Origin of the sequence: Marinomonas maritima, assembly GCF_024435075.2 — a bacterium.
In the GTDB taxonomy this organism is placed as follows: domain Bacteria; phylum Pseudomonadota; class Gammaproteobacteria; order Pseudomonadales; family Marinomonadaceae; genus Marinomonas; species Marinomonas maritima.
Window position 1 is genome coordinate 306,791 of sequence record NZ_JAMZEG020000004.1, and the last position, 13,095, is coordinate 319,885.

General features: G+C 45.1%; 6 protein-coding genes and 2 rRNA genes. 1 reads left to right on the forward strand and 7 read right to left on the reverse strand.

The genetic code is table 11. The features are described 5' to 3' along the window. Positions 1-125 precede the first annotated feature (125 nt). The 6 genes from M3I01_RS16635 to M3I01_RS16660 all read right to left on the reverse strand — a co-directional run bounded on the left by M3I01_RS16635 (position 126) and on the right by M3I01_RS16660 (position 9,349). Positions 126-3,023, reverse strand: a 23S ribosomal RNA gene (locus tag M3I01_RS16635). Between the two features lie 360 nt (positions 3,024-3,383). Then, positions 3,384-4,923 (reverse strand): 16S ribosomal RNA (locus M3I01_RS16640). Together the 16S and 23S rRNA genes form the textbook arrangement of a ribosomal RNA operon. Before the next feature lie 478 nt (positions 4,924-5,401). Continuing rightward, positions 5,402-6,199, reverse strand: a complete 798-nt coding sequence (locus tag M3I01_RS16645; protein WP_255897039.1) for an ABC transporter permease — start codon at positions 6,197-6,199, stop codon at positions 5,402-5,404. After that, positions 6,196-7,083: an ABC transporter permease gene (locus M3I01_RS16650; RefSeq protein ID WP_112135209.1), complete on the reverse strand. Its 888-nt coding sequence runs from the start codon at positions 7,081-7,083 to the stop codon at positions 6,196-6,198. Before M3I01_RS16650 ends, M3I01_RS16645 begins: the two co-directional genes overlap by 4 nt. Further along, positions 7,076-8,158, reverse strand: coding sequence for an ABC transporter ATP-binding protein (locus tag M3I01_RS16655; protein WP_255897040.1), 1,083 nt, complete (start codon positions 8,156-8,158; stop codon positions 7,076-7,078). The genes M3I01_RS16650 and M3I01_RS16655 overlap by 8 nt, the downstream gene beginning before the upstream one ends. Positions 8,159-8,236: 78 nt before the next feature. Then, positions 8,237-9,349, reverse strand: a complete 1,113-nt coding sequence (locus M3I01_RS16660; RefSeq protein WP_255897041.1) for an extracellular solute-binding protein — start codon at positions 9,347-9,349, stop codon at positions 8,237-8,239. Positions 9,350-9,672: 323 nt separating this feature from the next. On the opposite strand from M3I01_RS16660, the gene M3I01_RS16665 reads away from it, so the two are divergent. Beyond that, positions 9,673-11,646: a methyl-accepting chemotaxis protein gene (locus tag M3I01_RS16665; protein ID WP_275565202.1), complete on the forward strand. Its 1,974-nt coding sequence runs from the start codon at positions 9,673-9,675 to the stop codon at positions 11,644-11,646. An 89-nt stretch (positions 11,647-11,735) separates the two neighbouring features. Here the strand turns inward: M3I01_RS16665 and serA are convergent, their stop codons facing one another. After that, entirely contained in the window at positions 11,736-12,965 is a 1,230-nt protein-coding gene (gene serA / locus M3I01_RS16670; RefSeq protein WP_255897042.1) for a phosphoglycerate dehydrogenase, read from the reverse strand. Between the last annotated feature and the right edge of the window lie 130 nt (positions 12,966-13,095).

Genomic DNA, 13,095 nt, shown 5'->3' on the forward strand with positions numbered 1-13,095 from the left:
CTTTAACAATTCTTTTTTGAAATAACAATAATCAAGGTTAAACCGATGTTCATCATTGCTGATGTGTATCGTAATCTGTGTCTGTGTTTTTAAAGTATTATTCTTTAAAACCACTTTGGTGTTATATGGTCAAGCCTCACGAGCAATTAGTATTGGTTAGCTCAATGCCTCACAGCACTTACACACCCAACCTATCAACGTCCTAGTCTCGAACGGCTCTTTAGGGGACTTATGTCCCAGTGAGATCTTATCTTGAGGGAGGCTTCCCGCTTAGATGCTTTCAGCGGTTATCCCGTCCGAACGTAGCTACCCGGCAATGCCACTGGCGTGACAACCGGAACACCAGAGGTTCGTCCACTCCGGTCCTCTCGTACTAGGAGCAGCTCCTCTCAAATCTCAAACGTCCACGGCAGATAGGGACCGAACTGTCTCACGACGTTCTAAACCCAGCTCGCGTACCACTTTAAATGGCGAACAGCCATACCCTTGGGACCGGCTTCAGCCCCAGGATGTGATGAGCCGACATCGAGGTGCCAAACACCGCCGTCGATGTGAACTCTTGGGCGGTATCAGCCTGTTATCCCCGGAGTACCTTTTATCCGTTGAGCGATGGCCCTTCCATACAGAACCACCGGATCACTAAGACCTACTTTCGTACCTGCTCGACGTGTCTGTCTCGCAGTTAAGCGTGCTTTTGCCTTTACACTCTACGCATGATTTCCGACCATGCTGAGCACACCTTCGTGCTCCTCCGTTACTCTTTGGGAGGAGACCGCCCCAGTCAAACTACCCACCACACAGTGTCCTCGATCCAGATAATGGACCTGAGTTAGAACCTCAAACATACCAGGGTGGTATTTCAAGATTGGCTCCAATAGAACTAGCGTCCTATCTTCAAAGCCTCCCACCTATCCTACACAAATAGGTTCAAAGTTCACTGTGAAGCTATAGTAAAGGTTCACGGGGTCTTTCCGTCTAGCCGCGGATACACAGCATCTTCACTGCGATTTCAATTTCACTGAGTCTCGGGTGGAGACAGTGTGGCCATCGTTACGCCATTCGTGCAGGTCGGAACTTACCCGACAAGGAATTTCGCTACCTTAGGACCGTTATAGTTACGGCCGCCGTTTACTTGGGCTTCGATCAAGAGCTTCGCTTGCGCTAACCCCATCAATTAACCTTCAAGCACCGGGCAGGCGTCACACCCTATACGTCCACTTTCGTGTTTGCAGAGTGCTGTGTTTTTAATAAACAGTCGCAGCCACCTGGTATCTTCGACCGACTAGTGCTTACGGAGCAAGTCCTTCACACCGGCCGGCGTACCTTCTCCCGAAGTTACGGTACCATTTTGCCTAGTTCCTTCACCCGAGTTCTCTCAAGCGCCTTGGTATTCTCTACCTGACCACCTGTGTCGGTTTGGGGTACGGTCAATGTATATCTGAAGCTTAGAAGTTTTTCCTGGAAGCATGGCATCAACCACTTCGCCCAAAAGAGGGCTCGTCATCAGTTCTCGATCTTCCCACTAAAGGGAGGTGCCCGGATTTGCCTAAGCACCTAACCTACCGCCTTAAACACAGACAACCATCGCTGTGCTGGCCTAGCCTTCTCCGTCTCTCCATCGCAATATACATCGGTACAGGAATATTAACCTGTTTTCCATCGACTACGCATTTCTGCCTCGCCTTAGGGGCCGACTCACCCTGCCCTGATTAACATGGGACAGGAAACCTTGGTCTTCCGGCGGGGGAGTTTTTCACTCCCCTTATCGTTACTCATGTCAACATTCGCACTTCTGATACCTCCAGCCTGCCTTACAGCTTGACCTTCAACGGCTTACAGAACGCTCCTCTACCATGCCTAATAAATTAAGCATCCGTAGCTTCGGTGTACAGTTTGAGCCCCGTTATATCTTCCGCGCAGGCCGACTCGACTAGTGAGCTATTACGCTTTCTTTAAAGGATGGCTGCTTCTAAGCCAACCTCCTAGCTGTCTAAGCCTTCCCACATCGTTTCCCACTTAACTGTAACTTTGGGACCTTAGCTGACGGTCTGGGTTGTTTCCCTTTCCACGACGGACGTTAGCACCCGCCGTGTGTCTCCCGTAATTGCACTCATTGGTATTCGGAGTTTGCATGGGGTTGGTAAGTCGGGATGACCCCCTAGCCCAAACAGTGCTCTACCCCCAATGGTGAGATACGAGGCGCTACCTAAATAGCTTTCGAGGAGAACCAGCTATCTCCGAGCTTGATTAGCCTTTCACTCCTATCCACAAGTCATCCCCAGCCTTTTCAACGGATGTGGGTTCGGTCCTCCAGTTGATGTTACTCAACCTTCAACCTGCTCATGGATAGATCGCCCGGTTTCGGGTCTATTCCCAGCAACTAAACGCCCTATTAAGACTCGGTTTCCCTACGGCTCCACTACATGCTTAACCTTGCTACTGAAAATAAGTCGTTGACCCATTATACAAAAGGTACGCAGTCACGGAACTAAGTCCGCTCCCACTGCTTGTACGTACACGGTTTCAGGATCTATTTCACTCCCCTCACAGGGGTTCTTTTCGCCTTTCCCTCACGGTACTGGTTCACTATCGGTCAGTCAGGAGTATTTAGCCTTGGAGGATGGTCCCCCCATATTCAGACAGGATATCACGTGTCCCGTCCTACTCGTTTTCACTATAATGGCATTTTCGTATACGGGGCTATCACCCTCTACGGCGGCTCTTTCCAGAGCCTTCTACTAACACCAAAATAACTTAAGGGCTAATCCCCTTTCGCTCGCCGCTACTTAGGGAATCTCGGTTGATTTCTTTTCCTAAGGGTACTTAGATGTTTCAGTTCCCCTCGTTCGCCTCGTATGGCTATGTATTCACCATACGATACCCGCAAGCGGGTGGGTTTCCCCATTCGGACATGTTCGGATCAAAGTCTGTTTATCGACTCCCCGAACCTTTTCGCAGATTACCACGTCCTTCATCGCCTCTGACTGCCAAGGCATCCACCGTGCACGCTTGGTCACTTGACCATATAACCCAAAGTAGTTTCATGCCGAAGCACTTACTAACGTTAGATCACAACCAAAGAGCTTTTGTATCTCTTTGGATTTACGATAATAGAAGTCACTAGGTTAAAGTGAACTTCCACCGGTTTAACACTTGATTTATCGTTATTTCAAAATTCGAATTGTTAAAGAGCAAGTTTAGTGCAAAGCACTAAGTCAGAGACTAAAAATCATCAAGCACTTGAAGTGTTGATGCTTAGTATCTTGCTTAGGACTCTATCCTAATCTCTTAAAGTAGATATCGTACCAACCAATGAATCATTCAACTCATTAGGAGTACTATCAGATAATTTGTGTGAACGCTCACCAGAGGTTTCTATCGTTTAAGGAGGTGATCCAGCCCCAGGTTCCCCTAGGGCTACCTTGTTACGACTTCACCCCAGTCATTGACCACTCCGTGGTAACCGCCATCCCCGAAGGGTTAAGCTAGCTACTTCTGGAGCAATCAACTCCCATGGTGTGACGGGCGGTGTGTACAAGGCCGGGAACGTATTCACCGTGACATTCTGATTCACGATTACTAGCGATTCCGACTTCATGGAGTCGAGTTGCAGACTCCAATCCGGACTACGACGTACTTTGTGGGATTCGCTCACTATCGCTAGCTTGCAGCCCTCTGTATACGCCATTGTAGCACGTGTGTAGCCCTACTCGTAAGGGCCATGATGACTTGACGTCGTCCCCACCTTCCTCCGGTTTGTCACCGGCAGTCTCCTTAAAGTTCCCACCATTACGTGCTGGCAAATAAGGACAAGGGTTGCGCTCGTTACGGGACTTAACCCAACATTTCACAACACGAGCTGACGACAGCCATGCAGCACCTGTCTCACAGTTCCCGAAGGCACCATCTGATCTCTCAAATGTTCTGTGGATGTCAAGAGTAGGTAAGGTTCTTCGCGTTGCTTCGAATTAAACCACATGCTCCACCGCTTGTGCGGGCCCCCGTCAATTCATTTGAGTTTTAACCTTGCGGCCGTACTCCCCAGGCGGTCTACTTATTGCGTTAGCTGCGCCACTAAGTCATTACAACCCAACGGCTAGTAGACATCGTTTACGGCGTGGACTACCAGGGTATCTAATCCTGTTTGCTCCCCACGCTTTCGCACCTCAGTGTCAGTATTAGTCCAGGGTGTCGCCTTCGCCACTGATGTTCCTTCCTATATCTACGCATTTCACCGCTACACAGGAAATTCCACACCCCTCTACCATACTCTAGCTAGCCAGTATCGGGTGCCATTCCAAGGTTGAGCCCTGGGATTTCACATCCGACTTAACAAACCACCTACGCGCGCTTTACGCCCAGTAATTCCGATTAACGCTTGCACCCTCTGTATTACCGCGGCTGCTGGCACAGAGTTAGCCGGTGCTTCTTCTGGGGCTAACGTCAAAGCAATGAAGTATTAATCCACTACTCTTCCTCACCCCTGAAAGTGCTTTACAACCCTAAGGCCTTCTTCACACACGCGGCATGGCTGGATCAGGCTTGCGCCCATTGTCCAATATTCCCCACTGCTGCCTCCCGTAGGAGTCTGGGCCGTGTCTCAGTCCCAGTGTGACTGGTCATCCTCTCAGACCAGTTAGAGATCGTCGCCTTGGTAGGCCTTTACCCTACCAACTAGCTAATCTCACGCAGGCTCATCTAATAGCGGAAGGCTCCGAAGAGTCCCCTCCTTTCCCCCTCAGGGCGTATGCGGTATTAGCATGCGTTTCCACATGTTGTCCCCCTCTACTAGGCAGATTCCTACGCGTTACTCACCCGTCCGCCGCTCGTCAGCAGGAGCAAGCTCCCCTGTTACCGCTCGACTTGCATGTGTTAAGCCTGCCGCCAGCGTTCAATCTGAGCCATGATCAAACTCTTCAGTTAAAAGTTTGCTCACTCAAATCTTATTACACTAACTATAACTTAATCGATCCGTCATCCCGAAGAACAACAAATCAACATAAAGCGATTGCCGTGCAGACTCTCGTAAGACTTCAATTTTTTTGATCAACTACATCTCGGCAAAGCCGGTCTGCGATGATCTTCTGAAGCCTCTAGCGAGCGCCCACACAAATTATCTGATTATCTATTTTAAAGAGCGTGCCAACTTAAAATAAGCCACCTTCTATTAAGAAGTTAACCTGAACATCGTCTTCGTTGTTGTGAAGCGTTGTCCGTGTCAGCGAGGGCGTATATTAAGGATCTACAGATATTGTGCAACCCTTTTTGAAGGTTTTTTATCATTTTGTCATATTAATTTGTTTTAACGTCAAAAAACGTTTAATCCTTAATCAACAAACACAAAAAAGCCCATTATTTGTACAAAAAATGGGCTTTTGATCTATTTGAGCGATGTTATTTATTAGGGGTTCAGTCTTGCCTCACGACGTCGCTTCACTTCATAAACAATAGCCAACAAGATAGTGATAGAGATCATCACTAGCCCGAGTGCATTTACCGCTGGCGTTAAACCTGTTCTAACTTTGGAGGCAATGTATACAGTTAGAGTGGTGTCGTAACCTTTCACAAACAAAGTCGTATTGTAGTTTTCAAACGACTGAAGAAATGCAATGGCCGCTGCCGAAATAATCGCTGGCTTTAAGTAAGGCAGTAGAATACGTCGAAATGCTTGCCACTGTGTCGCCCCCAGACTCAATGCAGCATTTTCAAGTGTGCGATCAAACCGCTGTAATCGTGCCAATACCATCAGCATCACATACGCAGCTATAAAAGTCGTCTGCGCAACGACGGTTAAAAATACACCACCACTAACTGACAGCCCCTTCCAAAAGATAAGCGTTGAAATACCGACAATCACACCAGGCGTTAATAATGGAGACATCATCAACGAATACAAAAAGGTCTTCCCTCTTCCTTGAAAAGTAGAAAGAAAAAGAGCACAGCAAATACCAATTGGCACAGCAACGACTAATACTCCAGCGGCCACTATCACGCTCGTCCATAAGGCCTGCCACATAGCACCGTCTTCTGCTAAAGCGGCAAACCACTTTAGTGTCGCTCCCTTCCAAGGCGATACAGTAGGAAATCGACTGTCATTAAATGTTGCCAGTCCCATAATAATAAGTGGTGTAAATAGGTATAGAAAAAATATACCAATATAAAAACGTACTCCAAATCGCATAATGGTTTCAGATTTCATTTTGCAATGTCCCCCAAACCGACTTTAAAGATACGCATAACTAAGGCAATAAAACCGATACAAATCACCAGAAGTAAGAACGCATATGCCGCCCCCTGGTTCCAATTACCCCCCTCAAAAAACCAGTTATAAATAATCTGAGTGAACCAACGACTCCCAGGTGAGCCAAGTAATGCTGGCACCGCGTAACTGCCCGCCGCCAACATGAAGGTCATAATGCAGCCAGTTGCAATACCTGGCTTAGCGTGAGGAATAACCACTCGCCAATGAGTACGGATCCAACCTGCTCCTAAATTACGCGCCGCTTTGATTTGATTTGTGTCTAAGCTTTCGATGGCATTATAAATAGGAAAAATCATAAACAGGATATAGGCGTACACCATACCGATTAAAACGGCACCATCGCCCGATAAAAATCGAATCGGACGATCAATAAACCCTAACCCCAATAAAAGCGCATTCAACGGACCTTTATAAGCCAAAATAATGTACCAAGAAAACGTCCGTAGAATTTCATTAATCCAAAAAGGAATAATCAATAACAGCAAGCACAAAGCGGCCTTCTGTGGCGTTGCCACCTTGGCAAGATAAAATGCAATGGGATAGCTGACTAATAAAGTTAACGAAGCAACCAACACACTCGACCAAATTGTTTTGAAGAAGATGGTTAAATGTATTTTGTTGTTAAACAACGTTTCGTAATTGACCAGAGAATAAGTATCTTCTGGACCACCAATATCAGCAGGCAATAAATTTGGACGAAATGAATAATCGACCATAAGCAGTTGCGGTAAAATTACTAAAGCTATAATCCAAATAGCAATTATGCCAAGAATACCAACAGCTAGCCCACTGCCAAATCGAGCTTTGAGTTGGCTAAACATGATCCTCTCCTGCAATGACAATGGCATCTTGCTCACTATAAGAAAGGCTAACCGGCGCCCCTTTTTTCAAAGACTCAGAATATTGGTGTGTTGCAAGCTGAATAGACAATGCTTGATCCCCTGGTGTATTCGCGTTCAGAGTCAAATACGCGCCTTCAAAGTTCACTTCATTGATACTGGCTTTTAATGTATGCATCCCATCTTCTGCTTGTAGCCTGAAATGCTCAGGACGAACAAATAAAGTCGCATCACTGCCAATCGCTAAATTACCTTGAGCGCGTCCCGCTAATTTGCCTAACGGTCCGCAGTCTAGGACAACAAAATTAGGGTTACTATCAATCACCTTGCCTCGAATGCCATTATTTTCTCCCACAAAGGAGGCAACAAAAGCCGTTTTAGGATCACGGTAAAGAGTAATTGGATCAGCAACTTGCTGTATCTGTCCAGCAGACATAACCGCAACTCGATCCGACATTGTCAACGCTTCACCTTGGTCATGAGTAATATAAATGAAGGTAATGCCTGTTTTACGCTGAATTTCTTTTAACTCTAGACGCATATGCTGACGCAGCTTTAAATCAAGTGCAGATAACGGCTCATCAAGTAATAGCACTTGTGGTTCAACGGCCAACGCACGAGCAATCGCAATTCGTTGTTTTTGACCACCAGATAACTCTGATATTTTTTTCGCACCACTGTCTTCCAATGCCACTAACTCAAGCAGTCGGTCAGAAGCTTTTTTGCGCTCACTTTTCGAAACGCCGCGAACCTCTAAGCCAAATTCTATATTTTCAGCCACAGTCATAAGAGGAAAAAGTGCGAGATTTTGAAAAATCATCGAGGTTGGACGTTTATTGGCCGGTACACCACGCATACTTTGGCCACCAATTTTAACATCACCTTCCGTAGGATCTAAAAAACCACTGATCATGTTTAAGATAGTTGTTTTGCCACAACCGGACGGGCCTAAGAAGCTAAAAAACTCACCGGATTCTATTTTCAAATCGGTTTTCTGTATGGCGGTAAAATCACCAAACTGCATAACGGTATTATCTAGATGAACACTACTATCCATATTTCTCTCTCTGATTATTTTTTCTTGATACAAAAAGCCCCTTGTACAAAAACTCACAAGGGGCTTTTGAGATTCTATTTATGCTGACAAGTAACGGTCTTGGTATTCGTTACGCAGCGCAACATACCAAGGTTCCTGAATTGGCCACCACCAAAGATTAGCTAGATCTTGCTTACTATACGAATCTTGGAAGAATTGTTTCGTAGCTGCAGGCAATAATGCATCTGCACCTTTAGCGGTTGAGTTGTAGCCCGTCGCTTTTACAAACATGGCACCCGCTTCTGGCGTGTAATACCAATTAATAAACTCATACACTGAATCAGTATTATTGGCATTTTTAGGAATAACAAAACCTTCCATCCAAGCCAACGCACCTTCTTTTGGTGCACCGTAAGCAATAGGCTCACCTTCTGTTTTAAGTTTGAATGCAGTGCTGTCCCAAGTTTGGCCAATAACGGCACCATTGGTACGAAATGCACCTTGCGCTTCATTCTCTGTAGACCAAAACTGAGCAATAGAGCTCTTATGCTCCGCAGCTACTTTTAGAATGACATCAAAATTCGCTCGCATCGCCTTTTCAGTTTTATAAGAATCAAGCAATGGGAAAGGAAGTTTACCGGCTTTCTCCAGCCACAATCCAATTCCAACCAAAGCCGAATGTCCACGCACTGTAACGCCACCGGCATTCTCAGGCTTCCATAAGTCACCGTAGCTTAGACTTTTAGGATTAACACTCGCGTCTTGAGTGTTATACGCTATGGCTTCCGTCCCCCAATCAGATGGTGCAAAATAACGCTTACCGTTTACAATTCCCCCAACATCTGAACCAGCAAGAGCACTTTCTAAACAACCGCCCCAGTTCACTCGTTTCACGTCAAGTGGCTGAATCAAATCGAAGTCAACATAACCAGGAACACGGTCAACGGTTGGCATAATGATATCGAAACCCGTTCCATCCGTAGCACGCAGAGAGTTCATCAACTCATCATTTGTTCCATAGGGAGTGAACGTGGCATTAATACCTGTTTTTGCTTTAAAGTCGGATAACATTTCATCCGTAATGTAACCAGCCCACGCATAAATACGCAGCTCTTTATTAGCAGCAATGGCTTGATTCATTGAAAATGGGGTAGCGGCAACAGCACCTGCAATAGAGGCGCCTTTCACGAATTGACGACGGGAAAGGGTCATTTTTGAGCTCCTTAAGCTTTAAGTCATTGTTTTATTATTTCATTAGAGAAGCGTCTCAACGCTTCAAACACACTTTTATTAAACGCTTGTTTAATATCTTTTTCAATTTAATACAAAATAATGACGAAACAGTGACCATGGAAGATATTTTTTCAAATTGGGCATAATCATCTTTAGCGATGTTGCTAAAAGTCAATTTCATGACGCTTTTTGATCATCCTTAACCCTCTCTCACGCAAAAGTGGTCACTTCTTTCTTTGTCTTATTTTTGTCATATCTGCATATTACAGTAGTTCAAATCGTAACATTAAGTAGGTTCTGAATTGAAAATTTCCCATGTAACACGAACGACGACAATAAGTTATTTAGTGATTGCCGTTATGCTGATTGCCTTACTGCTTTGGAGCTTAATGAAATTTCGTAGCGCCTTTGAGCAAAGCGACACTTATACGCAAGTGTGGGCGTACTCATCTATCGACTTAAAACAACAAATTGAAGGCTATTTATCTTCAGGGGAGGCCTCCGCTTTACAAACCGCAGAAGGGTTTATTCAACAAAAAATTCGTCCAGCACTCAGCACCTTGCCGGACTCGATTAAAAACCCCATAAATGAACAACTAGTTGAAATAGAGAAAAGCCTTCAATCCGATGTAAGGGCCGCCGGCAAGCTATCTGGCAGCCCTTTTGCTCTAATCGAGAACAACGAGCGTCAAACTCTGCTGTCTTTAGATTCTTTAGCTGACAAAGTACAGCTACTTCAAGCCAAAAGCAACTTACAAACCGCTGCGCCTTATATCGCAAGCCAAGCCTTCTTATATGCAGATCTTGCTCATGTTAGCAGTGCTAAAAACGACTATTTAGCCAACAACACACCAGACAATTATCAACGCCTAAAGCGGTCTGTTTTGACCTTTCAATCTCACATAAAAGAGTTTAGCAACCTGCCTATACTTCTATTAGAAGAGGAACAAAACACAGACACAGCCGACGACTTATCCTCCTTAATGGGCTGGGCGAATGAATCAGTAAACAATGAAGAGGAAATAGACCCTCTAGAAGAAACTAAAAGTGAACTCCACACTTGGTCTGGTCGCTATTTAAAAGACGTTGACTCTAGCCTAGCAAGTATTCAACAAGCTATTGAAGCGCAAAAACGGATACGTACATTGATCAGCCAGCTTGAAAATATTTTGAAGACTGGCACTCAGGACATTCAAAAAAGCGCTCAAACTACTCAAGAGCAGACTCTACTGGCTTTTTCTATATTTGTTATTCTGATGATATTGACCACTATCTTGGTACATGTTTTTCAAAATAAAGTCGTCGTGAAAAGCGCCAAAGATTTATACATTGCCGTTAAAGAACTAGTCGAGTACCAAAACATCAATACACTCAAAGTAGGAAAAAATAAAAATGAACTCTCTGACGTGGCACATTACCTAAACCGTTATTTAGAGCAAATAGCGGTTCAGCGTCAACAAAGAGACACCGAGCTCAACAACATTTCAATTTCACTCAACGACATGCTGAACGCCTTTGGACAAGTCCATGAACTAAGTACCGCCTCGAACCGAGAATTAGACAGCACTTTAGAAATGTCCAACCACATCGAGGTACTGGCCAACAAGGCCGAAGTCCGAGCTCGTGAGGTAGAGACCTACGCAATAGAAACGAATACCGCCATGACACACAGCGTCGGTCAAGCCGCATCACTGGCTGTGGCCAACCAAACCACTGTTGAGAGATTAAACAGTAGTAAGAAGTCTTTACTGAACCTAGAGTCTTCCGTGTCTAGTGCCACCTCAATTGTTAGCGGCATCAGAGATATTTCAGAACAAACTAACCTACTGGCTTTAAACGCCGCCATTGAAGCCGCACGAGCAGGTGAACACGGGCGAGGCTTTGCCGTTGTCGCATCGGAAGTTCGAACACTGTCGAGTCGAACACAGCAATCGTTAGAAGAAATTACTGGCATTTTTACCCTGCTCTCCTCCGCCACCAGCAAACTTAAAAATAACCTAGACCTTATTGAAACCGCCTCGACTGAACAAATAAGCTTAACTCAAGCATTAGGGCAATCTGCTCAAGAAGTTCTTGGAAAGTCTAAGCAATCGACCCAGCTTGCCAAAAAAGCAACCGGCTATGCCGCAGAGCAAAAGCTTGGAATGAGTGGTCTGAATAGTGCGGTTGGTAAAGTAAGAGGCCAAGCAAACGAATCCGAAGAATTCATGTCTAATGTGACTAGTAGTATCAAGCAAAAAATCCAAGACATTACTACGACGTTGGGTATCAAATAACGATTCAAGACGGTGGGCGATTCAAAAGTAAAAGATAAAAAAATCCAGCTTCTGCTGGATTTTTTACATCATAAACTCACAGTATGGACTTAAAACAAAACACGCGCTTTAACCGTTCCTTCAACTTTTTTGACTTTCTCAAGAGCCAACTCGCCTTCCTCTGCATCAACATCCATCACCATATAGCCAAGCTTCTCCGTGGTACGAAGGTACTGGCCTGTAATGTTAATGTTATGTTCAGAGAAAATAGCGTTGATCTTAGACAGTACGCCAGGACGGTTCTCATGAATGTGCAAGATACGGTGATTATCTGCTTGAGCTGGCAACGCCACTTCAGGGAAGTTAACCGCAGCCGTTGTGGTACCCACATCAGAATATTTAATCAGCTTATCAGCCACTTCAACACCGATATTCTCTTGCGCTTCCATGGTACTACCACCAATATGGGGCGTAAGAATCACATTGTCTAAACCACGCAATGAAGAAACAAATTCTTCGTCATTGCCTTTTGGCTCAACAGGGAATACATCAACCGCTGCGCCGCCTAAATCTCCAGACTTAATGGCGTCAGCCACCGCATCAAGATCCGCAACCGTGCCACGAGAAGCGTTAATGAAGATAGAACCTTTCTTCATTTGAGATACTTCTTTCGCGCCGATCATCATCTTAGTCGAATTGGTTTCAGGTACATGCAAGCTGATAATATCGCTGGTAGACAACAATTCTTTCAGGCTTTTGATTTGGCGCGCATTACCCAAAGGCAATTTGGTAACGATGTCGTAAAAGCAAACTTCCATGCCGAGAGATTCTGCTAATACGCTCAACTGTGTGCCGATGCTGCCATAACCAATAATGCCTAAACGCTTACCACGAGTCTCATAAGAACCGACGGCAGACTTAATCCAGCCGCCACGATGACACGCTGCATTTTTAGCAGGAATACCGCGAAGCAATAAAATTAATTGGCCAAGCACTAACTCAGCTACGCTACGCGTATTTGAGAATGGCGCATTGAAGACAACAATGCCTTTTGCGCTTGCCGCGTCTAAATTGACTTGGTTAGTACCAATGCAGAAACAACCGATAGCAACCAATTTATTGGCGTGCTCTAACACCTTCTCGGTTAATTGAGTACGAGATCGAATGCCAATAAAATGCGCTTCCGCAATTTTTTCGATCAATTCGTCTTCTGCTAATGCGGTTTTATGATACTCAATGTTGCTATATCCTGCGTCATACAATGCATCCAGTGCAGATTGATGAACGCCTTCTAATAACAAAATTTTGATTTTGTCTTTGTCTAGTGAGTTACTACTCATGGCTCGTTCGACTTCTCTATGGTGGTGGGGGAAAAAGTTGACGTATGTTAACACAAATAAGACGCTTACCTTAACGTCGGTAAGGGAATGTCTTTCATTATGACAAGAGGAACGCTCATAGAGAAACCGC